Genomic DNA, 23,687 nt, shown 5'->3' with positions numbered 1-23,687 from the left:
GGTGTTTCTTACTCTTCCAGCAGCGTGAACAGGTCGACCACCTGCAGGCTGTCGGCGGCCTGCGCGGCATTGTCGATCCAGAGCATCGAGCCCATGGAGGACACGGCGAGCACGACGGTGACGGCAAATGCGACGAGCGGGTGGCGGGCGATCGAGGGGAAGGCTTTCATGGTGGCCTCCTGTCTGTATGGTGGGCGGTTGGAAGTAAGTGAGGGCAAACCCTGCACACCCCGATTGCACCGCTGATTCTCGACCGCCATTGTCGGACAAAAGCGCTTCAACTTGACTTCCGCCGCGCCGCCTCCCGGCAGGCCAAAAAAAAGCGAAGCCGGAGCCTCGCTTCTTGCGTTGGAGCAGGCTTGGCGCCCGCATCCCATAGCTGCGTTCAGAAACGGTGGCGCATGCCCAGCACCACGGTGGTGCCCGAGCGCAGGTCGGTGATCTTGTCGTGCATCACGACACCGTACACATCGGTGCGCTTGGACAGGAAATGGTCGTAGCCGAGGCTCGCGGTGGTGCGCGTCGCATCCAGCGTGCCTTCCACTTTGGTGCGCGCCACGGCGGCCTTCACCGCACCGGCCTTGTTGAGCACCGGCAGGTCCAGACCCAGGGAAATCGTGCGCGCCTCGAAGTCGGTGGCGTTGACCTTCGCCTCGCCGTAGGTGGCATAGGCCTTCACGACGCCGAAGTCATAGTTGCCGCCCAGCATCCAGTTGGTCTTGGTGTCCATCGGCGCGAGCGTGACGGGGTTGCTGATCTTGGCGTTCTCATAGAAGCCCACCAGCGTCAGCGGGCCGCCGAAGTACAGCGCGTTCAAGCCGACATTGCGCTTGCCCGAATCGCCCGCCTGTTCGCCGAACTGGTAGTGCAGGTTGGCCTTGAGGCCGCCAAAGCTGGGAGTCGTGTAGGTGACCTGGTTGCTCCAGCCGGTGTCGGACGGCGTGGTCAGGTTGGCAATGCCCCAGTAGGGCGCATTGGCGATATTGGCGTGCACCACCAGGGGCGACACCACGAAGGAATCGCCGTAGGGGTTGGACAGGATGGTGGGCAGGAAGTTCGGGGCCATGGAGCGGCCCAGGCGCAGGGTACCGAAGCCGCCGGACAGCGCCACGTTGGCGTCGCGGGAGAATGCCGGGTCGCCGTTGTAGCGGCCCAGGGTGCCGACGTCGGCGCGCAGGAAGGAAGACAGCGCGAATTCAGCCTTCAGGCCGCCACCCAGATCTTCCTTGCCGAAGAAGCCCAGCCAGGAAGTCGTCATGCCGCCCGAGCCCACGCTATTGGTGCGATCAGGGCTGCCTGCCAGGCGCATCGAGCCGGCGTAGACATCGACCAGGCCTGAGATCTGCACGGTGCTTTGGGCGTGTGCTGCGCTGGCGCACGCAAGGGCGGCAACCACTGCGAGCAGTGACTTCTTCATGGGAAACTCCAGTAATGAATAGTTAGAAACCCGAATATAGCAAGACATGTGCCAGCCATAAAGCGGGCATTTGTCCTACGTGCGGATAAGCTGGTGACTGCTTGATGAATGTTGTTTCGCTCCAACAAAGGTGCCCGATTCCGGTGTGTCCGGGATGGGTTTGCCGTAAGTCCGTTGCCGCCGCACAATGGCCCTCCCGCAACGCACAAAGGAAATCGATATGCAGCCCCAAGTCCCCGGAGAACATGTGTTTGGCGAGAGCGATGGCAGCAGCTACAGCGCAACGCTGTGTCAGGCCGACGGGGCCTGGTATTGCACCAGCTTCGTGGTGGACGAGCACAACATCCTGTTGAACGGGGAGACCTGGCCGACGCGCGAAGCCGCGCTGGATGCCTTGCGGCGCATTGCCTCGGGTGACCGCGCGCCGCTTTGAAGCTCTCGGCAATCGCATGCAATGCCTATCTGATCCATTGATTTAATAGCGTATTACTATTAAATTGGAGTTTCGATTACATTGGGAGTGGCTCCATGCGCAAATATTTCGTCGCCTGCCTGGTTGCACTGACAGTGTGCGGTGCCGATGCCGCCACCGAGCATCTGCTCCCCGAGAAGTTCTTCGGCAGCTATCTCGCCAACCGCTCCACCGAAGCCTGCCTGCGCCGTGAACGCGAAGGCAAATCGCTGCCGGCCTATCTCGTGGTGCAGGCGCGTTATTTCCGCTATGGCTACACCAACCCCAAGGCGGACCACAGCCTGGACGCCATGGTATGCCGGGCGACCGAGCCAGTGGTGGTGACGGACGACAGCATGGAAGTGCGCAGCGAGTGCTTTCTGACCGACCAGCTGGTCCAGCGGCATTTCCGGTTCACCAAGCGCGCAGGCGTGCTGCGGCTGCGCGACCTGGAGCGCCAGACCGAGGAAGAGTTCGAAGCCTGCTATCCCTAGCCAGGCGCTCAGCGATGGCGCCAGTCCCAGGGCGCCACGGGGTGCGGGTCGGCCCAAAGCCCCACGCGTGCCCGGCGCGCATGCGCTTCCAGTACCGCCAGATCGGAGCGGGAGCGGGCATACCGCAGGTAGGCCCATGCCATCCCATTGCGCACCTGGTGCGCCGCCACATCCTCCTCCCGGCATTCGAGCCGGGCCACGAGACGACCGTAGCCATCGATTTCCAGCGGCCGGATACGCGCGTGCGCATGCAGGCACAACGCGGCCAGGCTGTCGCGGGAGGCCTCGCTAAAGGACTGGAAGCGCTCGGGTGCGTCAATGCCGTGGATGCGCACTTGGCGCAGCTGCGCGTGGCCCGTCGGCCCGCATTGCACCGTCAGCGAATCGCCATCGCTGATACCGATGACCAGGCAGACAAGGAGTGTGGCGAGCATCTGCACATGATGCTGCAACGAGGCTCACCAGGCCCGCCGAAGGGTGTTGCCCACTGTGGGCGCCATGGTTACGTAAGCGCCGGGCTGGTGAATCCTGTAGGCAAACTTCGCCAATTTGCTCCAAATTTCGTCAATTCCTCCGCTATGGCTTGGTCAAGCTTTTACTGACCGTAGTATCCCGTTCGATTTCCGAGTGTCATAACAACAGAGAGATGGAATGAGAAAGCAAGTACAAAACAGGTGGACCGTTCTGGCAGTGGCGGCGCTGCTCACCGCGTGCGGCGGCAGCGGCGGCTCCGATGATTCCGTGGCGGAGCCGAATCCCACGGCCCCGGTCCTCACGCCCGGGGACATTGCCGATCAGGAGATCGATGCCAAGGTGGCATCCGTCATGGCCCGCATGAGCCTGGGCGAAAAGATCGACTACCTGCGCCAGATTGGCAAGAACTGGGTCCATCCCAACGCCGCCCTGGGCATCCCGGCGGCCTGGGGCCTGGACTCGCCCAACGGCATCCGCGTCGATCAGGACCTGGTGGGCACGCAGTTCCCGTCGCAGAAAATCCTCGCCGCGACCTGGAACCTCGAACGCGCCAAGGAATACGGCCTGGCCATCGGCTATGAAACCCGCCTGGCGGGCGGCCACATCACGCTGGCGCCGACGCTGAACATGTACCGGACGCCCTACAACGGCCGCAGCTCGCAGGCCATCTGCGGTGAAGATCCCTTCCTGTGCGCGGCGCTGGCCCCGGCCGTCGTGAACGGCATCCAGACGCAGGGCATGATGGCCTCGGCCACCCACTTCATCGCCAACGAGCAGGAGGCCAACCGCAAGAACGTGAATATCGTCGTGGACGAGCGCACGCTGCGCGAAGGCTATTTCCCGCCCTTCGAGTCCGTCGTCAAGAACGCGGACGTGGCCAACATCATGTGCGCCTTCACCCACGTCAACGGCGACATCGCCTGCGAGAGCAAGTGGCTGCTCAAGGACGTGCTCAAGGGCGAATGGAAGTTCAAGGGCAGCGTGGCCTCCGACTTCGACTCGATCCGCGATGCCGGCAAGGCGCTGCTGGCAGGCGCGGATCTGGACATGGGATCGGGCAAGACCATGGTTCCCGCCACGATCCAGCAGCTGCTGCAGTCGAAGCAGATCAGCGAGAGCGACATCGACGACGCCGTGCGCCGCAACCTGCGCGGCGTGGTGCGCTTCGACAGCGGCGCGCACGCGGCGGGCACCGTCGACCATAGCCACGGCAAGGCCGCGGCCCTGGCGATCGCCCGCGAAGGCATCGTGCTGCTCAAGAACGAGAGCAACGCGCTGCCGCTGCAGAAGAACGCGCGCATCGCGGTGATCGGCAAGCCCGCCAACAGCCGTCCCGCGACAACCTTCGGCGCCGCGTATGGCGCGCCTGCATCCTTCATCACGGAAGTGCAGGGCCTCAAGGACCTGGCGTCTTCGGCGGCGAACATCGACTACTTCCCGGCCAACAACCTGAGCCCGCGCGACAGCATCTGGTACCACCGCGATGCCGGCGGAGCGCTGGTGCGCGGCGTGCAGGCCGAATACTTCACCGGCGGCAACTTCTCGGGCGCGCCGGCCATGACGCGCATCGAGCCCGGCCTGGACCTGAACTTCCTGGCGCGCATGAACATCACCAACCACGGCGTGACGAACCTCTCGGCCATCAACATTGCCGAGAACCAGCTGGCGGCGCGCTTCACCGCGGTCGTGCAGCCGCAGGTCACGGGCCAGCACGTGCTGAAGTTCCGCGGCGACGGTCCCTACCAGGTGAAGGTCAATGGCCAGCGCGTCATCGACAACAGCTTCCCGGTGGCATCGGACGGCCTGACCAACATCCACCCGTCGACGGTGGCTCTGGACTTCGTGGCCGGCCAGGCCTACGACGTCGAGGTCGAGTTCCGGCGCGTGACCCATCCGTGGACCTTCGAGCCCATCGGAGGCATCCAGGGCTTCCAGGCCAGCTGGGCGCCGCTCGTTCCCACGGCCGATCTGAGCGGCTATGACGCCGTGCTGGTGTCCGTCGAGCGTTCCCACGAGAACGAGGGCGAGAGCATGGACACGGAGTTCGCGCTCCCGGACCAGCAGTCGATCCTGCTGCAGAACGTGATCAAGGCGCATGCCAACACCATCGTGGTCGTGCACACCGGCGGCGGCGTGGACCTGATGCCCTGGGCCGACCAGGCCAAGGCCATCCTGTACGCGGGCCAGACCGGCCAGATCCAGGGCCAGGCCGTGGCCGAGATCCTGTATGGCGATGTCAACCCCTCGGGACGCCTGCCTTTCTCCTTCGACCGCAGCATCGGCGACAACCCGAGCTTCGCCTCGTACAGCAAGGTCAGCGACTACGTGGGGGCGAATGCCAAGACGACCATGACGTACTCCGAAGGAACGGACTATGGCTACCGCGGCTACCTCAAGAGCGGGGCCAAGCCGCTGTTCCCGTTCGGCTTCGGGCTGTCGTACACGACGTTCAGCTTTGCCGGCCTGACGGTGGCGGACACCGAGCTGCTGCGCAGCGGCGGCGACGCCCGCGTGCTGGTGAATGTCTCCAACACCGGCAAGCTGGCGGGCTACGCCGTGCCGCAGCTGTATGTGACGCGCCCGGATGGCAGCGTGCGCAGCCTCCAGGCCTTCACCAAGCTCTGGCTCGAGCCGGGCGAAAGCAAGGCCGTGTCGATGCCGCTCAACACGCGCTCGCTGGCAAGCTATGACACCGCGGCCAAGGCCTGGGTGGTGGCGCCGGGCAGCTACAAGCTGCAGCTGGGGCAGGATGCGCAAACCATGGTCCTGAACGCGGACCTGCGCATCGACACGCGCCTGACGCAGACCGCCGCGGAATCGAACCCGCTGCCGCAACAGGTCAAGGCCATGACCATGGTGGGAGCCGATCGCCGGTTCTGATTGCGCGGGCTTGATTCGAAGCCGCCCCTGCGATGTGGGGGCGGCTTTTTGTTGGGCGGGTGGGAACATGCAGGTATCGGCCCGGGATCACGCGGCCGGAGCGGACAGGTCGCCGCCGCTTCACCAAATCGTCCTCGATGCCAGGGCCGCTGAAGCGCGATAGGGTTGCACGCATTGACCATCAACGACGCATCCACAGGATTTCGTTGATTCATTGCCGCAATGTGAAGCGGACAAATGACTTCCTTGCGTACATCCTGCCCCAAAACGCGCAATGCGACCCAGGGTGGGCAGCGGGCCATGACCGCGTTGGCGCCTTCCTCAGCGCCGATCCGCCGTCTCGTGCAGAATGAAGCGCTTTGGCCAGCGGCTGGACCTTGATGCATCAAGAACCCGATTTCCTCCAGAACCTCCACAAAGAACTCAAGGACGGCAGGCGCTGGCTGGACCGGGGTATCGTGCTCACCTTCGCGGTCGCCGCCGGCCTGTGCGTGGTGGCCTTCACGCTGATGGCCGATGCCGCGTTCGAGCTGTTCCTGCACATCTACCAATGGCAGGGGGGCTGGCTGGTGCTTTTCTGGATGCCCGCGGTCACCGCGGCCGCGGTATGGCTCACGCGGCGCTGGGCGCCGGGCGCCGCGGGCTCTGGCATCCCGCAGGTGGTCGTGGCGCTCGATCCCGCCCTCGACAGCTCCCTGCGCGGCCGCTTCGTGTCCCTGTGGCTTTCCTTTGCCAAGATGACACTGGCCACGGCCGGTTTTGCCGCGGGGCTGTCGATCGGCCGGGAAGGGCCGTCGGTGCAGGTGGCGGCCGGCGTCATGCACAGCGCCCGGCGCTGGCTGGGCCCGCAGTCGGGGATCACCAGCCATGCGCTGCTGGTGGCGGGCGGTGCCGCGGGGATCGCGGCGGCTTTCAATGCTCCCCTCGCCGGTGTGGTCTTTGCCATCGAGGAGCTGTCGCGCAAGCTGGAGTCGCGTTCGAGCGGCTTGATCATCGCGGCCATCGTGCTGGCCGGCCTGATGGGGGTATCGGTGTTCGGCAACCTGAGCTATTTCGGGCGCATTCAGGTTCCGCGCCTGTCGTGGGAAGCGCTGCTTCCGGGGCTGGTCGTCACGCTGGTGTGCGGCGTGCTGGGCGGCCTGTTCGCCAAGCTGCTGGCCGCCTCGCTGACGGCCGCACCCGAGCGCCTGAACCGGTTTCGCGCGCGCTTTCCCATCCGCTTCGCCGCCGCGGGCGCGCTGGCAGTGGCCGTGATCGGCATGGCGACCGGAGGCGCGACCTTCGGTGCGGGCTCGGAGGCCGTCAAGCACATGCTGGTGGGCCAGGCCGACGTACCCGAGTTCTATGTCACGCTCAAGTTCATCGCCACCTGGCTGTCGGCATGGGTCGGCATACCGGGCGGGATCTTCGCGCCGTCGCTCTCGATCGGCGCAGGCGTCGGCCACAACGTGGCCGAGTTGATGGGCACTGACATCGCCCCGGCATTGATCGCCATGGGCATGGCCGCCTTCCTCGCGGCCGTGACGCAGGCGCCGCTCACGGCATTCATCATCGTCATGGAGATGGTCGACGGGCATGCCATGGTGCTCAGCCTGATGGCCTCCGCCATGCTGGCCAGCCTGGTGTCGCGCATGCTGGCGCGGCCGCTGTACGAGACGCTGGCGCTGTACATGCTCTCCACGGTGGCCGGGCCGGCGAGGGATGTGGAGGCACCCAAGGCCCACAACTGAGAGCTGATCCAGGGCTGTCGGGGAGGCTGCCCTTCCCGGTCACTTCACCAGCTTGCAGGCAGCGCGCACGAGGCGGTCCGCCTCTCCGGGAATCTCGGCAAAGGCAACGGGGGCGTGGCCCACCTTGAACGATCGGCTCTGCGTCACCGGCCCTGTCCACACGGGGAGGCCGTAGAAATCCATCTGCGTGTACCAGCCCGCCTGGTTGCTGCAATCGATGACCGCGATGGAATGGTGCGAGCGGTACTTGCCGCCACCGTAGGCGTTGCGCTCGACACTGCGCGACACGCGCACCTCGACCGTGGGAAGATCGACGGTCGAGATAAAGGATGGCCGGATCTCGATAAGGTCACTCTGCGACTGCAGGGGGTCGCCGTAGACAACGAACCATTCCTTTGCCATCGAGGGAAAACAGACGGTAGCCAGCATCAGGCCGGCGAAGAGGTATCGCATTGAAGTGACGAAGAGTTGGCCTCATTATGGCATCCGCGTTTTGGCCCTCGATCTGGATGCCCTGGCGGGCCTTGTAGTTGCCATCGGATCGAAGCTTCGATGACCGTCAGCCAATCCCGGCAAGCGGCAGCTCCTGCCCGGTGTCATCCACTCCGCCGAAGCTCGATCTGTTTAGAATGCTCGACGGGTGGTGTATCGCAAGGATGCATCAGGACAGTAGCGAAGGTCGGGCCGCCTCGCTGCGTTTTGACGACCACCCACATGTTTGATCTGCCCTTTGAATGGATCGCTGCATCCATCCTTGCCATTGCCCTGGCGCATACCTTCGCCGCCAAGCAATTCGAGCGCCTGTCCCATCGCTATCCGCATCACGCCGGCCTGTTTCACCTGCTGGGCGAAGTCGAGGTCGTGTTCGGCTTCTGGGCCATCGTCCTGATCGTCCTGATGGCCTTGTCATCGGGCGGCACCGCCGCATTGCAGTACGCGGAATCACGGAACTACACGGAGCCGCTGTTCGTGTTCGTCGTGATGGTGATTGCCGCATCCAGGCCCGTGCTGGCCACCGTCATCCAGGCCGTGAACGCCATCGCACGCCTGGCGCCGCTGTCCACGCCCATCGCCGCTGCCTGGCTAGGATTGGCCGCGGTCCCCTTGCTGGGATCGCTGATCACCGAGCCGGCGGCCATGACGATCGCCGCCTTGATGCTGGCGCCGCAGATCTTCCTCCCCCAGGTGCCCGAGAGGCTCAAGTACTTGGCCATCGGCGTGCTTTTCGTCAATGTTTCCATAGGCGGTACGCTGACTTCCTACGCGGCGCCGCCGGTGTTGATGGTGGCCGCCACCTGGCAGTGGGACAGCGCCTTCATGCTGTCGACCTTCGGCTGGAAGGCCGCGCTCGCCGTGCTTGCGAACGCCAGTGTGGCGACCTGCCTGTTGCGGCACCACCTGCGCTCCACGCCGCCGGGCCGCCAGGAAGGGCCGGAGCACGCGCGCATTCCACTGCCGGTGGTCGCGGTGCATTTGCTGCTGCTGGCCGGCGTGGTGCTGTTTGCGCACCATCCAGTCATTTTCCTGGGGCTGTTCCTGATGTTTCTGGGCTTCACGCAGGCCTATGAAAGATACCAAAGCCCGCTGATCCTCAAGGAGGCCTTGCTCGTCGGTTTCTTCCTGGCAGGCCTGGTGGTCCTGGGCGGAATGCAGCAATGGTGGCTGCAGCCGATCGTGGCCAGCCTGGAGCCTTTGACGCTGTTCATCGGCGCGGTGGGCCTGACCGCCATTACGGACAACGCCGCGCTGACCTACCTGGGCTCGCTGATCGAAGGCATCTCCGACGAATCCAAATACATGCTCGTGGCGGGTGCTGTTGCCGGCGGCGGCCTCACGGTGATTGCCAATGCGCCCAATCCGGCAGGGGTGGCTTTGCTCAAGGGAGGTTTTGCGGACGAGACTGTCGGAGCTGGAGGACTGCTGCTGGGGGCATTGGGGCCGACGGCGGTGGCGGTCGCGGCGTTTATGTTGCTCTGATCTTCTTTGGCTGAATGAGTGGCTTCTATCCGGAAGCCGGTGGGCTTGCGAAAAGGTGTTTGTAAGTGGTGATAAGCGGCGCTTATCGTTACCTATATGGGCCTTGTTCAGCATAGCGTGCGGTCGGGCCCTGATCTTTTACATTACAGCGTATGCAACGTCCGTACGGCTGTGGATTCAACCAGTTGATGCAACACAATGACTGCCGCTGGTAGAAGGAGTGTTGGCATGAAGGAAAGGCTGCGGATTTACTACACTGAAGCTCAGAAGGCCCTCATGTGGGTTCGCTGGAAAGCTGGCGATGCCTTGCACGAGATTGGCAAGATGTTTGACCGCCCGTACACCTCGATTCACACCATCCTAAGTGCCTCCGGTGGTATTCGGCCAGCAGCTAAGCATCGGTCTCGGTTGGCATTGACCATGTCTGGATACTCACAAGACAGCCTGGATGCGATTGCCAGGCAGCTCAATCACCGCCCACGCAAAACGCTGGGATACCGGACACCTGCCGAGATGTCGATGAATGTATTGCGTCGATCAGTTGAATCCCCGGCCCAAAGCGTACCTAGGATTGCTCTCCTTGGTATGTCTGTCCGCCTGAAGAACTTCGCGCCTCTGTAAGAGCCTGTTGGCCAGACCTGTCCTACTTCCAAATAACGGTCCGTCCTATTGTGCATTGGTAGTTCGCGCCTACGATGGTTTTTGAGTCGAACGGTCACGACGTGCCAGGATGCAGCGCTGCTCCTTGCCAGGTAGGGCGGGCTATCTCCTGACGGAATACAGGAGTAGATCATGAAAGCTGTCGTCTATCGAGGTCCCAACCAGGTAGCGGTCGAAGACGTGCCCGATCCCAAGAGCAAGCGTTCAACGGCCGCCATCGTTAAGATTACTTGCACTAATATCTGCGGCTCCGACCTCCACATGTACGAGGGCCGCACCGATTTCGAGCAGGGCCGCATCTTCGGCCACGAAAACCTGGGGGTAGTCCAAGAAGTAGGGCGCGACGTGCGCGATCACCGTTGGACCAAGGTAGTCCTGCATCCTGGTACCTAGCCAGGCAGGTCGCTGCCCACCAGTCGCGCACTTGTCGCCAGCCCTGGTGTCAATCCCTTCCTGCGCGGCGGTCGCATCTGCGTGAGCGCGGGCCATTCCTGAGAGGAGGTTCTATGTTAGCCACAAATTATCGTGGACCATACCGGATCCGGGCGTCGCAGAAACCGGATCCCGTCATCGAACACCCTGGTGACGCCATCGTCCGCGTGACACGCGCCTGCATCTGCGGCTCCGATCTGCACCTGTACCACGGCCTGGTGCCCGACACCCGCATCGGGCACACCTTCGGCCATGAGTTCATTGGTATCGTGGAGTAGGTCGGCTCGGCGGTCGAAACAATTAAGCCGGGTGATCGCGTGCTGGTGCCCTTCAACCTGTTCTGCGGTTCGTGTTTCATCTGCCAGCGCGAGCTGTACGGCAACTGCCACAACACCAACCCCCAAGCGACCGCGGTGGGCGCCATCTACGGTTACTCGCACACCGCCGGCGGCTACGACGGCGGCCAGGCCGAGTACGTGCGCGTGCCGATGGCCGACGTAGGACCGTACAAGATCCCGGACGACATCGGAGACGAGGATGCGGTACTGCTGACGGACGCGTTACCGACCGGCTACCAGGCCGCCGAGATGGGCGACATCAAGGAAGGCGACACCGTCGTGGTGTTCGGCGCCGGACCGGTCGGCATCTTCGCCGCCAGGTCGGCCTGGCTGTTCGGCGCGGGCCGCGTCATCGTGGTCGACCATGTAGAGTACCGGCTCGACTTCGTGCGGCGCTACGCCCCCTGTGAAGTCATCAATTTCCGAGAAGTGGGCGACGTCGCCCTGCACATCAAGAAGATGACGGACTGGCTGGGCGCCGACGTGTGCATCGACGCCGTCGGCTGCGAGGCCTCGGGCAGCCTGGCCCAGACCATCACCGGACGCTGGACCATGCTGCAGGCGGGCGCGGCCACCGCGCTGTTCTGGGCCATCAACTCGGTACGCAAGGGCGGCAACGTGTCGATCGTCGGTGTCTACGGGCCGACCTTCAACGCCGTGCCGATCGGCAACGCGCTGAACAAGGGCATTACGATGCGCATGAACCAAGCCTCCGTCAAGCGCCATGTGCCGCACCTGATCGAGCATATCCGCCAGGGGCATCTGAAGCCGAGCGAGATTATCACCCACCGGGTGCCGCTGGAGGAGGTTTCGGACGCGTACCACATCTTCTCGAGCAAGTACGACGACTGCATCAAAACCGTGCTGATTCCACCGCGTGCAGGCTCGGCGCGCGCGACGGTGACCAGCGTCATTGACTGAAGGAGCAGCCATGGACACCGAAACAGCCCGCCGCGATCTCGCCGAGCAGCAGCACGACCCACACCACCACGGCCATGTGGACTACGAGCGCCAGATGGACCACGACCTAAACCGGCATAGTCCACCCCGCGAACAGTTACAGCTCATCAACGGCTGGGGCGCGGATCTCGACCGCAAGAATCGGCCGGCCGTGCCGATGGAACGCACGCCGCCACGCTTCATCCACGTGCCGGAGGGGCAGCCGGTACAGCAGGCGCAAACCGTCGAAGTGTTCTGCTCACCGGAGCGGCCGGGCATCACGCCGATCTTTGGTACGGCAGAGCCGCCGAAGTGGCTGTCAGGCGCCATCCGGCGCCTGGCCTACAAGCTGCCGGAGAACGACCTGCGCCACTGGCTGATGCTGGTCGCCGCCGACCGCGTCAACATGGTCGAGGGCATCGTCGAGGACCTGGCGCACGGCCACGTACCCAACGTGCTCGCGGAAATGGGGATCCGCTCCGAACTGCGCCACAACCCGGCCGGTCTGGTGCGCAAGGCGCTCATCGCCACGGCAGTAGTGGGCGCAATTATGGCCCTGCGCAACCGCCGCAGGCGCTAACTAATCCCGCAACGCTCGGACAAGTCGGACGAGCATGCAGTCCCGCGTTCGCGGCGCGAGCGCGGGCTTTTCAAGAATCCCGTGGAGAACTATTCTGCACACTCTGACGCTCATGTGCGGTATCAAGTGCGGTACCTCGGGTGGAGAATTCGCAAGGCGTTCTTGTCCGAATACGTCTGCTTTTGGCCCAGGCCGTGTAAAAACTCAAAGCCGTATCCTTGCAGGAGAACTGAACAAGCCGATCCACGTTGTGGGGCTTTTAAGCTCAGGTAGTAGTGCCGACTTATCAGGATTCCGGGCCGAGTCAGCAAGGTAATTGCTCCAAACACGCGCTGTAGGGCCAGTAAAAGGGCATACGCCCTGATCGCTTCCACCATGCCGGCGACACCAAGCAACGTCATCAACCGTTTGAAGTTATAAGCCAGCACGTGGAGGCTCATTTCGGTCTTCACGCGCTCCAGGCCCTTCGTCAGGAAGTGCGTCGCCCCTATCCACGATTTGATGGTCCCAAACGGGTGTTCACCCGAGCAACGCCGAATGCGCATGGCATCGGGACTCTGTTCAAGCTGGACCTGCATCTCGTCGAGCACGCCCTGGTGCTCCCAGCGCGTCACCCGGCGTGCTTGGCTTGGTGTGCACTTGTCCTTCATTGGGCAGCCCTTGCAGTTCGAACTCCAGTAGCGGTGATACGTCAGTCCCTTTTCAACGCTGGTAAAACGATAGATTAGTGACTGGCCAGCTGGACAGCGAAACTCATTTTTCTGCCGGTCATAGACGAAGTCGGCTTGATCGAGTCGCCCGTCTGCCTTGGCGTTAGAAGTTTTTTTGCTGGCACCAACGCAGTAATGCCGGCCTGGTGGCACGCCAGGATTTCCTCGCCCTTAAAGTAGCCCTGATCAGCGATCGCAGTCAGCGAGTTTGCCCCGATTGCAGTGCAAGCTTTCTTTGCCATTCCCGAAAGTTGATGGCGATCGTTGCCGATATTGGTGACCTCATGCTCGATGATCAGATGGTGCTTGGCGTCGACTGCGGTTTGCATGTTGTAGCCGACGATACCTGAGCCCCGCGTCATCATGGAACGGGCGTCCGGATCGGTCGGTGAGATCTGAGTTTCGCCAGTCGCTTCCAGCTTCGCTTCGATATCTTTGAGCGCCGCCATCTGCGATTTCATTGCCGCGATCTTGTCGTTCAGCCGAGCGCTGCGCGCTTGCTTTGTCGCCGGTTCCTGACTGTCAGCTGTGTCGAGTTCCGTCAGATAGCGACTGATGTTCGCCTCGATCTCCTCCATCCGACGCTTGAGCTTGGCCTGCGTGAAGTTGCGGTCGCTGCTGTTGACTGCCTTGAACTTGCTACCATCAATCGCTACCACTGCGTCCGAGAAGAGGTCCAGTTGCTGGCACAGCACGACGAACTGCCGGCATACCGGCTTTCCAGCGATCTCACATCAGGGCCTTCTGCGCTTCAGTATAGTAAATCCGCGGTCTTTGCTTCATGTCAACACTCCTTGTGCCAGTGGCAGTCATTGTGAAAGCAAGAAAATGAACCTAATACATGGCAATACGCTGTAATTCACATAGACGCCAATAGGGTAGGCCTCTAGCGGTACTAGTTTTGGACCTCACGTACGTTGGGTCATTCAGCTACTTACTAAACGCCCCAAAAAGCACCGCTGCCACGTTGACAAACCTAGTGCAATTGACGTTTCAGAGCATGAGCTGCCCACGTCCATCTTTGAGAGCGGGAGACCAGTACAAGCCAAAAACCTCCTCCAGGCACCCTCAGAGAAGCCGTCGGTCGATAAGGTGTTACATGGAAGCGGGCTCATACCATCAGCTATAGAACCCCATTGCAAAAGACAAGAGCAACTGCGGATTCCAAGTATCGTGCGGGGTAGGGGTGGGAGCAAATAGGCGAGCAAAAATGTATTTGCTTTTCAGCGCCACAATAGACAAAAGGCCCTGGCTATTTCTAGCCAGGGCCTTGATATCAATGGTCGGAGCGGCGGGATTCGAACTCGCGACCCTCTGCTCCCAAAGCAGATGCGCTACCAGGCTGCGCTACGCTCCGACAAAAAGAATTCTAAGCTGGATTGCGGGGCGCTTTTTTGAATTTTCAAAAATAATTCAAAAATAGTGCCCGGCACCTGCTCAGCGGGGCGAGGGGCCCGGGCCGCGGCCGGCCAGGTGGCGGAAGGTGATGCGGCCCTTGGTCAGGTCGTAGGGGGACATCTCCAGCGAGACCTTGTCGCCGGCCAGGATGCGGATGTGGTGCTTGCGCATCTTGCCGCCGGTGTAGGCAATCAGCTGGTGTCCGTTTTCCAGCGTCACGCGAAAGCGCGAGTCGGGCAGGACTTCCGTGACGGAGCCTTGCATTTCAATCAGTTCTTCTTTGGCCATGTTCTCAATCTCTCATTTAAATCTGGGTTGGTGCGCCTGGCGGAAAAGACGCAGCAGCCGCAACGGCCTGGGGCCACTGAAGTGCTGTGCAGGGCAGGCGGTACAAGCCGCTGCGCTCCAGGCGCAAAACGGCCAGAGGGCCGGAAAACGGCTGCATTCGCACAGGCGCGGAGCTGTGCGCAATCTATGGGATTGTAACCCGTAGGCGCTGGGTCTGCTAGGTCGGGGGTGTGATTGCCGAGGCCGACGCACACCGGATCGGTCTGGATGAGGACGCCGGCCAGCCGGCGCAGGCGCAGGTGCAGGTTCCAGCCCTTGGAAGACGTGACTTCGGTGCCGCGCAGGCCTGCCGGCGTGCATTGGAAGGCGGCGCGGCCGGCGAGGTGCAGCAGCAGTCCCTGGAGGTCGCGCCGGCTGGTGGGAAGCACCTGAAGGCGGGGGGCGGGGCACTCCGTATGGGCAGCGGCCCGAATGCATGGCTAGAATGCCCTGCTTGTCCCGAACCTCTGGAAACCAATACGTGTCTGATCGCCTTGCCGTGCTTCCCCAATATCTGCTGCCCAAGCAGGCCCTGACGGTTCTCATGGGCCGCCTGGCAAGCGCGCGTGCGGGCGCTTTGACCACCTGGGTGATCAAGCGTTTCATTACCCATTACAAGGTGGACATGACCGAGGCCGAGAATCCGGACCCGGCCAGCTACGACACCTTCAATGCGTTCTTCACGCGCAGCCTGCGGCCGGATGCGCGCAAGGTGGCCGAGGCTTCGCTGGTCTGCCCCGTCGACGGCGCGATCAGCCAGCTGGGCGCCATTGCCGGCGACCAGATCTTCCAGGCCAAGGGGCACCACTATTCGACCCGGGCGCTGGTGGGCGGCGATGCCAAGCTCGCGGCGCAGTTCGACAACGGCCACTTCGCCACCATCTACCTCAGCCCGAGCGATTACCACCGCATCCACATGCCCAGCGACGGCCAGCTGCGGGAGATGATCCACGTCCCGGGCGACCTGTTCTCGGTCAATCCGGTCACGGCGCGCGGCGTGCCCGGGCTGTTCGCGCGCAACGAGCGCGTGGTCTGCGTGTTCGATTCCGCGGACGGCCCGTTCGTGATGGTGCTGGTGGGCGCGACCATCGTCGGCAGCATGGCAACCGTGTGGCATGGGCAGGTCAATCCCCCGCGCAGCGCCGAGATCCGCCGCTGGCAGTATGGCCAGGACGGCCCGAGGCTGCGCCAGGGCGAGGAAATGGGGCGCTTCCTGCTGGGCTCCACCGTGGTGCTGCTCTACCCCAAGGGGCCCATGCTGTTCAATCCGCTGTGGCAGGCCGGCAGCTCGGTGCGCCTGGGCGAGGCGCTGGCCGAGCGCGGCGAGCGCGCCTGAACCTGGCGCCAACGCCAGGCCGGGCGCTCAAAGGAACCAGTTGAGCCCCTCCGTGCGCCGCACGGTGGTGAAGCGCGAAGGCTGCAGGCGCAGCCGGTCGGGCCGCACGGGCTCCTCCTGGCCCACGAGATAGACCATCATCTCGCGCCGGCGCAGGATCACATGGCTGACGGTCTCGGTGCGCCCGTTCTGCTGCACTTCCACGCCGGGGCGAAACAGCGGCATCTCGAACATGAAACTGCGCGCCGCGACCGGCGCATGGGCTTCAGGCGTGGCCACGCCCGGCATGTCAATGCCCGGCGCGGACGCGCCCGTGGGGTCGGCAGCGGCCGTGGCATCTGCCACGGTCTCCGGGGAAATGATGAGGGATTGCATAGGCGCAGACTGGGCAAATAAATTGCTTATCGGCAGGCTGCGCGGGAAGTTGAGGGCCAATCTGCGGCTTCAGGAGGCGCCGGGATGCTCGACGCCCAGGATGCGGTGCAGCCGCGCGCTGGTCGTGGTGTATTGCAGCGCCACCTTGTCGCCGGCCAGCAGCTCCGCCGCGGCAAAGGCCGCCAGCGTGGCTTCATGGAAGGCGCACAGGATAAGCCGGCGCTTGCCCGGGTAGCTGTTGATGTCGCCCACGGCGTAGATGCCGGGCTGGCTGGTGGCAAAGGATGCCGGATCGACCAGCAGCTGCTTGCGCTCGATGGCCAAACCCCAGTCGGCCACCGGGCCCAGGCGCGGCGAGATGCCCAGATAGACCCACAACTGGTCGAGCGCAAGGCGCTGTGGCGCACCCTGCGGATCGGTGAGCTGCAGCGCGGCCAGCCGGCCGTCTTGCTCCTCGATGGCATTGATCTGCGCGGCCACCACCTCGATGCGACCGGCATCGCGCAGCGCCTGCAGCCGTGCCAGCAGCCCGGGCTCTGCCTGGAACACATCGCGGCGGTGCAGCAGCGTGACAGCGGCCGCAGGATGCGCATCGGCGCAGTGCACAGCGGCGGCCACCGCGGCTTCGTCGCCGCCATGCACCACGATGCGCTGGCCTGGCGGCACTTCGGGATCGGCGGGATGGTAGTGCAGCTGCCGGCCCAGATGGGCCTTGATGCCCTCGATCTTCAGCGTGCGCGGCACGAATGCACCCACGCCCGCGGCAATGAACACGCAGCGCGCGCGCAGCTGCGTTCCCGCCGTGGTTCCCAGCAGGAAGCGGCCGTCGGCCAGGGTTTCAAGCGACTGCACCTGGGTGCCCAGGTGCCACTGCACGCCGATGGGCGCGAGCTGTTCGAGCAGCAGGCCTACCAGCTCGCGGCCGGTGCAGACCGGAATGCCGGGCACGTCATAGATGGGCTTGTCGCCATAGAGCTCGGCGCACTGGCCGCCCGCGTGGGGCAGGGCGTCGACGATGTGCGGGCGCAGCCCCTGCAGGCCCAGCTGGAAGGCCTGGAACAGGCCGGCCGGGCCGGCGCCGATCACCACGGCATCGGTGTCGAGGGGGATGGGGGCGGCGCTGTCGGTCATCCGGGTGGATGGATGGCTTAACGCAGCAGCTCGGCGAGCTTGCCGGGCTTGCCGTTGAATTCGTCGGCATCGGGCAGCGCAGCCTTGCGCTTGGTGATGCTCTTCCAGCCCTGGGCCAGCGCCAGCTCGGCATTGAGCTTGATGAAGGCCAGTTGATCGGGCGGAACGTCCTCTTCGGCAAAGATCGCGTTGGCCGGGCACTCGGGGATGCAAACTGCGCAGTCGATGCATTCATCCGGGTCGATGACCAGCATGTTCGGGCCTTCGCGGAAGCAGTCCACGGGGCATACGTCCACGCAGTCGGTGTATTTGCACTGGATGCAGTTTTCGGAAACGACGTGAGTCATGAGGAACTTTGGAGTTATAGGGTCAGTACGGAGCCGATTTTATTTCACCAGGGCCGCCAATGGGCGCAGTGCGTATCGGATTCAAGCGCAGCGCCGGGGTATCCGTCCCCTGCACGCTGCGTTTTCGCTCCTCAATGGGCCAGCGCGGCGGCGGCCGTCTTGTGGCTGGCGGTGTCGACCAGGATCAGCGCGCCCTGGATGCGGGCCTCGTTGAAGGCGCGCAGCGGCAGGGCTTCCTGCAGAGCCAATTCAACCACGCCAATGGCATTGGCTTGCAGGTTGGCGGCGGGCTCCTCGGCCAGCGTGTGGATGTCGAGGTGGTGCACCACGCGGCGCACCTTGGCCTTGACCCAGCGGTGGCCGTGCAGCGCCCAGTACAGGCGCCCGGGCACCAGTGGCTCGTCGTCCATCCAGGCGACGGTGGCCGTCAGGTCGCGGCGGCCCACAGGTGCGGGCTCGGGCGTATCGAAATCATCGTCGGCCACCGGCTGTGCGTCCGGTGCCGCGAGGATCCAGTCGCCGCGCGAGACATCAACCTCGCGGTCGAGCACCACGCCGGCGCTGTGGCCCGCGGCCACCTCGGTGGGGCGGCGCGCGTGGTCCAGCACCTGCGCGACGACGGCGCTCTGGCCGCTGGGGAAGATCTGCACGCTCTGGCCGACCTGCAGCTGGCCGGCGCCCAGGCGTCCCCAGAACACGCGCCGGCCCTGGGAGGTGTCGGACGAGGAGGAGAATTTCTCGACCCACTGCACGGGCAGGGCCACGGGCAGCGCGATGTCTGCCGGCGTGCCGGGCAGGCCTTCGAGCCACTGCAGCAGGCTCGGGCCGCTGTAGCCACACCAGTTTTCATGCGGCGTGACCACGTTCCAGCCCTTGAGCGCCGAGACCGGCACCGTGGCGGCCACGCGGATGCCCGCGTCCCTGGCGAAGCGCTCGAGCGCGGCCTGGATATGGGCAAACGCCAGCGCCGGGTCCTCCACCGCATCGAGCTTGTTCACGGCAAACACCAGCGAGGGCACGCGCAGCAGGTGCACCAGCAGGCTGTGGCGGCGCGTCTGCGGCAGCAGGGCGAGCTCGGGCGAGCGCCAGTCGAGCTTGGTGGCATCGACCAGCACCACGGCGGCGTCGGCGCTGCTCGCGGCCGTGACCATGTTGCGCGTGTACTGCTCGTGGCCGGGCGCGTCGCCGATGATGAACTTGCGCGCGGGCGTGGCGAAGTAGCGGTAGGCGACGTCGATGGTGATGCCCTGCTCGCGCTCGGCGGACAGGCCATCGGTCAGCAGCGCCAGGTCGGTTTCGCCGCTGCGCTGCACGCCGGCGAGCTGGTCCTGCAGCACCGACTTGCTGTCCACCAGCAGGCGGCCGATCAGGGTGCTCTTGCCGTCATCGACGCTGCCGCAGGTGATGAAGCGCAGCGCCGAGGCGGTGTCGGGGGAGGTGAATGCGGTGCTCATCAGAAATAACCTTCCTTCTTGCGCTTTTCCATGGACGCGTCGCTGGTCTTGTCGTCCATGCGCGTGGCGCCGCGTTCGCTGACGTCGGCGGCCAGGGTTTCGATCACGATGTCGGCGGCGCTGGCGGCCGTGCTCTCGACGGGGCAGGTGCAGGTGATGTCGCCCACGGTGCGAAAGCGCACGTCGCGCGTCACCACTTCCTCGCCCTCGCGCGGGGGGGTCAGAAGGGTCACGGGCACCAGCAGGCCGCGGCGCTCGACCACCTCACGCGGATGCGTGTAGTAGATCGAGGGCAGGGCGATCTGCTCGCGCTCGATGTACTGCCACACGTCCAGCTCGGTCCAGTTGCTGATGGGGAACACGCGGAAGTGCTCGCCCGGTGCAATGCGGGTGTTGAACAGCGTCCACAGCTCCGGGCGCTGGGCCTTGGGCTGCCACTGGCCGAAGCTGTCGCGGTGCGAGAAGATGCGCTCCTTGGCGCGGGCTTTTTCCTCGTCGCGGCGCGCGCCGCCGATCAGCGCGTCGAAGCGGAATTCCTCGATGGCCTCGAGCAGCGTGACCGACTGGTGCACGTTGCGCGATTCGCCGGGATGGGCCAGGCGCACGGTGCCGCGCGCCATCGAGTCCTCGACGCTGCGCACGATCAGCTCGGCGCCGAGCTCCTTCGCGCGCAGGTCGCGGAAGTCGGTGACCTCGGGGAAGTTGTGGCCGGTGTCGATCATCAGCAGCGGATAGGGCAGGCGGCCCGCGCCAAAGGCCTTTTCGGCGCAGCGCAGCATGACCAGCGAATCCTTGCCGCCCGAGAACAGCAGCGCCGGGCGCTCGAAGGTGGCGGCGACTTCACGCAGGATGAAGATGGTTTCCTCTTCCAGCGCGTCGAGATGGTGGTTGCTGAGCTGGGTCAGCACTTGGGGGGCAATGGAGGCGTTCATGCAAAACCTTGGAAAGCAATATCGGCGGGAGGCGGCGCTCAGGCGGCCTTGACGTGCAGGCCGCATTCCTTGGCGGCCTCGTCCTCCCACCACCAGCGGCCGGCGCGGAAGTCCTCGCCCAGGCTGATGGCCCGGGTACAGGGCGCGCAGCCGACCGAGGGGTAGAACTGGTCGTGCAGCGGGTTGTAGTCCACATCGTTGGTGGCGATGTAGTGCCAGACGTCGCCCCAGGTCCAGTCGGCCAGCGGGTTGTATTTGGTCAGGCCCTTGGTCTCGACCTCGGACGTGTCGATGGCGGGCACGTCGGCGCGCGCGTTCGACTGTTCGCGGCGCAGGCCGGTGATCCAGGCGCTCTTGCCGGCCAGCGCGCGCGCCAGCGGCTCCATCTTGCGGATGCCGCAGCACTGCTTGCGCAGTTCCAGGCTGCGGTACATCGCGTCCTGGCCCTCGCGGCGCACGAAGTCAATGACCTGCTCGTGCTGCGGGCGGTAGACGCGTACCGGCGCGCGCGAAGTGGCTTCGGTGCGCTCGAGCAGCGCCAGCGTCTCGCGGTGCAGGGCGCCGGTTTCAAGCACGAACACGGGAATGTCCAGCGCCAGCGCATTGATGAGGTGGGTGATGACCACGTCCTCGGCGCCCAGGCTCGAGGCCTGCGTCACGCCGCCCTCGCCGCTGCCATGCAGCGCGGCCTGGCGCAGCAGCTGCCCGGTCTGCGCGAGTTTGGCGGCGAAATCGGCGCTGGCGCGCGCATTGCTGCGCACCGCCTGGCGCGCCGAAGCCGGGGCGGCCGAGCCAACGCCAGCAACGGACAACAAGGAACTGGTGCCGCCGGACATCAGGCTTCCTGCCGCGCGAAGATCGGCGCGGTCTGCACCGCGTCGGCCTGGTAGTAGCGCGAGAAGCGCTCGAACTGGCGCTGCGCGGCCGAGGCGTCGACGTCGGCGCGCAGCACGGCGCTGGAAAAGCCCGTGCGCTGCATCTGCACCAGCTGGTCGATCAGCACGTCGCCCGTGGCGCGCAGCTCGCCGGTGAAGCCGCGGCGGCGGCGCAGCAGGTAGGCCTGGCTGAAGGCGCGGCCGTCGGTGAACTGCGGAAAGTGCAGGTCGATGCGCTCCACGCCTTCGAGCGGCAGCGCCAGCGCGTCGGCGTCGTTGGCCAGCGCCACCTGGCGCGTGTCGCCCTCAAGCGGGGGCTGGTGTTCGTGGGAAGTCAGGATTTTCATCGTCTCGGGAAAATTCATGGGCGGGATCAGGCCGTGGCCTCGGCTTCTGCGGGGGCAGGGTGGCGCGCGGCCTTGCCGGCTTCCTTGAACAGGTCCAGGCCGATGCGGCGCACGGTGTCCTGGAAGCGTTCGCCGGGCTGGCGCTGGTCGCGGTAGGTGCCGAGCATGGCTTCGATCACGTCGGGCACCTCGGCCGCGGAGAACGAGGGGCCGATGACCTTGCCGGCCACGGGCGCGCCCGACAGGATCGAGCCGTCCGAGCCGCCCAGCGTGACCTGGTACCACTCCTTGCCGTCCTTGTCGACGCCCAGGATGCCGATATGGCCGCTGTGGTGGTGGCCGCAGCTGTTGATGCAGCCGCTGATGTGCAGGTCGATGGGGCCGATGTCGTCGAGCTCGTCCAGGTCCTGGTAGCGCTGGGTGATGGCCTCGGCGATCGGCAGCGAGCGGGCGTTGGCCAGCGCGCAGAAGTCGCCGCCGGGGCAGGCGATCATGTCGGTCAGCAGCTGCACGTTGGCGCTGGCCAGGCCCAGGGCGCTGGCTTCCTGCCACAGCGCGAACAGCTCGCCCACCGGCACCCAGGGCAGCAGCACGTTCTGGTCGTGCGTCACGCGCGCCTCGCCGGCGGAGAAGCGGTCCATCAGCGCGGCCAGCGCATCGAGCTGGTCGGCCGTGGCATCGCCTGGCGCCTGGCCCGGGCGCTTGAACGACAGCGTCACGGCGCGCAGCTGCGGGTTGCGGTGCGGGTGGACGTTGCGCGACAGCCAGCGCGAGAACGCCGGGTGCGCGGAGGCATGGCTCAGCAGCGACTGCTCGATCTGCGCGGGCGTGAGTTGCGGGAATTCGGGCAGCTGCGGGTCGACGAAGCAGGCCTTGACGCGGTCGAACTCGGCCTGGGGAATGGTGTGCGGGCCGCCGTCGATCTCGACGATCTGGCGGTACTCCTCCTCCACGTCATCGATGTACTGCTGGCCTTCGGACTTGACCAGGATCTTGATGCGCGCCTTGTACTTGTTGTCGCGCCGGCCGTGCTCGTTGTAGACGCGCACGATGGCCTCGATGTAGTTCATGATCTGGTTCCAGGGCAGGAACTCGCGGATCGGCGTGCCGATGACCGGCGTACGGCCCATGCCGCCGCCGACGAACACCTTGAAGCCGATCTCGCCGGCCTCGTTCTTCACCAGGTGCAGGCCGACGTCGTGCCAGCCGGTGGCCGCGCGGTCTTCCTGCGCGCCGCTGATGGCGATCTTGAACTTGCGCGGCAGGAAGGCGAACTCGGGATGCAGCGTGGTCCACTGGCGCAGGATCTCGGCATAGGGACGCGGATCGACGATCTCGTCGACGGCAATGCCGGCCAGCGCGTCGGTGGTGGTGTTGCGGATGCAGTTGCCGCTGGTCTGGATGCCATGCAGGTCGACGCTGGCCAGCAGGTCCATCACATCGGCGGCCTTGGACAGCGGAATCCAGTTGAACTGCACATTGGTGCGCGTCGTGAAGTGCGCGCAGTGCGTGGGCAGGAAGGTGGTGCCCAGCAGGCCCTGGCCTTCCATCGCGGCCTTGAACACCTCGGCCTCGGGCTCGTCGTACTCGCGCGCCACGCGCGCCAGCGCGCGGATCTGGCGGCTGGCGATTTCGCCATAGGGCACGGCCACGCGCAGCATGGGCGCGTAGCGTTGCACGTACCAGCCGTTTTGCAGGCGCAGCGGGCGGAAGTCGTCTTCCGGCAGCGTGCCGGCCTGCCAGCGTTCGAGTTGGTCGCGGAACTGTTCGGCGCGCAGCTTCACGAATTCCTGGTCAAAGGGGGTGTATTGGTACATGGCGGTTCAATGCGGAAACCGGTGATGCCCTGCCGGGCCGTGACGGGCCTCTTGCAGGCGGGCGAAAACGCAGGACCGGAGCGTTGCCGCCCGGCGCCGGCTTGCGGCGGTGGTGGACGGGACGCTCCGTGCCTGCATGGTGGAACTGTAGGAGGGTATGACCCTGGAGCAAACTATTGTTTTGTGCTTCCTTTATGCGAATAAGCTTATGCGCCAATGCTGGCGCGGCTTCCCGGCCGGTGCAAGGGGCCATGGAAGCACCGTTG

General features: G+C 64.8%; 21 protein-coding genes, 1 tRNA gene and 4 pseudogenes. 11 read left to right on the top strand and 15 right to left on the bottom strand.

The genetic code is table 11. The features are described 5' to 3' along the window. Positions 1–8 precede the first annotated feature (8 nt). Entirely contained in the window at positions 9–170 is a 162-nt protein-coding gene (locus M9799_RS01075) for a hypothetical protein (protein WP_231042575.1), read from the bottom strand. Positions 171–385: 215 nt separating this feature from the next. Next, positions 386–1,417: a porin gene (locus M9799_RS01070; RefSeq protein ID WP_231042574.1), complete on the bottom strand. Its 1,032-nt coding sequence runs from the start codon at positions 1,415–1,417 to the stop codon at positions 386–388. A gap of 220 nt (positions 1,418–1,637) precedes the next feature. On the opposite strand from M9799_RS01070, the gene M9799_RS01065 reads away from it, so the two are divergent. After that, positions 1,638–1,850, top strand: coding sequence for a hypothetical protein (locus tag M9799_RS01065; RefSeq protein ID WP_231042573.1), 213 nt, complete (start codon positions 1,638–1,640; stop codon positions 1,848–1,850). 95 nt (positions 1,851–1,945) lie between these two features. Then, positions 1,946–2,362 carry a hypothetical protein gene (locus tag M9799_RS01060; RefSeq protein ID WP_231042572.1) on the top strand — a complete coding sequence of 139 codons (417 nt, stop codon included), beginning with the start codon at positions 1,946–1,948 and terminating at the stop codon, positions 2,360–2,362. Between the two features lie 8 nt (positions 2,363–2,370). Here the strand turns inward: M9799_RS01060 and M9799_RS01055 are convergent, their stop codons facing one another. Continuing rightward, positions 2,371–2,796, bottom strand: coding sequence for a thermonuclease family protein (locus tag M9799_RS01055; protein WP_231042571.1), 426 nt, complete (start codon positions 2,794–2,796; stop codon positions 2,371–2,373). 217 nt (positions 2,797–3,013) lie between these two features. Between M9799_RS01055 and M9799_RS01050 the strand changes: the two genes are divergently transcribed. Together M9799_RS01050 and M9799_RS01045 are read left to right on the top strand one after the other, a co-directional pair. Further along, positions 3,014–5,716, top strand: a complete 2,703-nt coding sequence (locus M9799_RS01050) for a beta-glucosidase (RefSeq protein WP_231042570.1) — start codon at positions 3,014–3,016, stop codon at positions 5,714–5,716. Positions 5,717–6,096: 380 nt separating this feature from the next. Beyond that, complete coding sequence (locus M9799_RS01045) at positions 6,097–7,446, top strand: chloride channel protein (protein ID WP_231042569.1); 1,350 nt, start codon at positions 6,097–6,099, stop codon at positions 7,444–7,446. Between the two features lie 39 nt (positions 7,447–7,485). Here M9799_RS01045 and M9799_RS01040 read toward each other — a convergent pair whose 3' ends face one another. Then, on the bottom strand, positions 7,486–7,899 hold the full coding sequence (locus M9799_RS01040; protein ID WP_231042568.1) for a hypothetical protein: 414 nt from the start codon (positions 7,897–7,899) through the stop codon (positions 7,486–7,488). Positions 7,900–8,160: 261 nt separating this feature from the next. Here M9799_RS01040 and M9799_RS01035 point away from each other — a divergent pair, with 261 nt between their 5' ends. The 6 genes and pseudogenes from M9799_RS01035 (at position 8,161) to M9799_RS01015 (ending at position 12,372) form a co-directional block, all read left to right on the top strand. Beyond that, complete coding sequence (locus M9799_RS01035; protein WP_231042718.1) at positions 8,161–9,423, top strand: putative Na+/H+ antiporter; 1,263 nt, start codon at positions 8,161–8,163, stop codon at positions 9,421–9,423. Positions 9,424–9,651: 228 nt separating this feature from the next. Then, positions 9,652–9,849, top strand: a pseudogene (locus M9799_RS20635) (IS30 family transposase); the annotation flags it as partial. Continuing rightward, positions 9,838–10,044, top strand: a pseudogene (locus M9799_RS01030) (hypothetical protein); the annotation flags it as partial. The pseudogenes M9799_RS20635 and M9799_RS01030, both read left to right, overlap by 12 nt. A 171-nt stretch (positions 10,045–10,215) precedes the next feature. Further along, a complete protein-coding gene (locus M9799_RS01025; RefSeq protein ID WP_255662466.1) occupies positions 10,216–10,476 on the top strand; it encodes an alcohol dehydrogenase catalytic domain-containing protein in 261 nt (86 codons plus the stop codon). Between the two features lie 113 nt (positions 10,477–10,589). Beyond that, a pseudogene (locus M9799_RS01020) lies at positions 10,590–11,774 on the top strand (zinc-dependent alcohol dehydrogenase). Positions 11,775–11,784: 10 nt separating this feature from the next. Beyond that, positions 11,785–12,372, top strand: a complete 588-nt coding sequence (locus M9799_RS01015) for a hypothetical protein (protein WP_231042567.1) — start codon at positions 11,785–11,787, stop codon at positions 12,370–12,372. A gap of 356 nt (positions 12,373–12,728) precedes the next feature. On the opposite strand, the pseudogene M9799_RS01010 reads toward M9799_RS01015, so the two are convergent. The 3 genes and pseudogenes from M9799_RS01010 to infA form a co-directional block, all read right to left on the bottom strand. Further along, a pseudogene (locus M9799_RS01010) lies at positions 12,729–13,795 on the bottom strand (IS1182 family transposase); the annotation flags it as partial. A 567-nt stretch (positions 13,796–14,362) separates the two neighbouring features. Continuing rightward, positions 14,363–14,439: transfer RNA gene (locus M9799_RS01005), tRNA-Pro, on the bottom strand. Positions 14,440–14,519: 80 nt separating this feature from the next. Further along, entirely contained in the window at positions 14,520–14,768 is a 249-nt protein-coding gene (gene infA / locus M9799_RS01000) for a translation initiation factor IF-1 (RefSeq protein ID WP_159918070.1), read from the bottom strand. Positions 14,769–15,288: 520 nt separating this feature from the next. On the opposite strand from infA, the gene asd reads away from it, so the two are divergent. Next, positions 15,289–16,143 carry an archaetidylserine decarboxylase gene (gene asd, locus M9799_RS00995; RefSeq protein WP_231042566.1) on the top strand — a complete coding sequence of 285 codons (855 nt, stop codon included), beginning with the start codon at positions 15,289–15,291 and terminating at the stop codon, positions 16,141–16,143. Between the two features lie 27 nt (positions 16,144–16,170). On the opposite strand, the gene M9799_RS00990 is transcribed toward asd, so the two are convergent. The 8 genes from M9799_RS00990 to M9799_RS00955 form a co-directional block, all read right to left on the bottom strand. After that, a complete protein-coding gene (locus M9799_RS00990; RefSeq protein WP_377006963.1) occupies positions 16,171–16,518 on the bottom strand; it encodes a hypothetical protein in 348 nt (115 codons plus the stop codon). Between the two features lie 69 nt (positions 16,519–16,587). After that, on the bottom strand, positions 16,588–17,649 hold the full coding sequence (locus M9799_RS00985; RefSeq protein ID WP_231042565.1) for an NAD(P)/FAD-dependent oxidoreductase: 1,062 nt from the start codon (positions 17,647–17,649) through the stop codon (positions 16,588–16,590). Positions 17,650–17,666: 17 nt separating this feature from the next. Next, on the bottom strand, positions 17,667–17,996 hold the full coding sequence (gene fdxA / locus M9799_RS00980; protein ID WP_231042564.1) for a ferredoxin FdxA: 330 nt from the start codon (positions 17,994–17,996) through the stop codon (positions 17,667–17,669). A gap of 131 nt (positions 17,997–18,127) precedes the next feature. Continuing rightward, the gene (locus M9799_RS00975) at positions 18,128–19,450 is read right to left on the bottom strand and encodes a sulfate adenylyltransferase subunit 1 (protein ID WP_231042563.1); all 1,323 of its coding nucleotides are present in this window, start codon (positions 19,448–19,450) and stop codon (positions 18,128–18,130) included. Next, positions 19,450–20,382 (bottom strand): sulfate adenylyltransferase subunit CysD, encoded by a 933-nt coding sequence (cysD, locus tag M9799_RS00970; RefSeq protein ID WP_231042562.1) that lies wholly within the window; start codon positions 20,380–20,382, stop codon positions 19,450–19,452. The genes M9799_RS00975 and cysD overlap by 1 nt, the downstream gene beginning before the upstream one ends. Positions 20,383–20,420: 38 nt before the next feature. Continuing rightward, positions 20,421–21,218, bottom strand: coding sequence for a phosphoadenylyl-sulfate reductase (locus M9799_RS00965; protein WP_231042561.1), 798 nt, complete (start codon positions 21,216–21,218; stop codon positions 20,421–20,423). Further along, a complete protein-coding gene (locus M9799_RS00960) occupies positions 21,218–21,604 on the bottom strand; it encodes a DUF934 domain-containing protein (protein ID WP_231042560.1) in 387 nt (128 codons plus the stop codon). Before M9799_RS00960 ends, M9799_RS00965 begins: the two co-directional genes overlap by 1 nt. A gap of 26 nt (positions 21,605–21,630) precedes the next feature. After that, positions 21,631–23,421 (bottom strand): nitrite/sulfite reductase, encoded by a 1,791-nt coding sequence (locus M9799_RS00955; RefSeq protein ID WP_231042559.1) that lies wholly within the window; start codon positions 23,419–23,421, stop codon positions 21,631–21,633. Between the last annotated feature and the right edge of the window lie 266 nt (positions 23,422–23,687).

The sequence above is a fragment of the Comamonas endophytica genome, assembly GCF_023634805.2.
Lineage (GTDB): Bacteria > Pseudomonadota > Gammaproteobacteria > Burkholderiales > Burkholderiaceae_C > Comamonas > Comamonas endophytica.
This window is presented reverse-complemented; position numbering and strand designations above follow the sequence as displayed.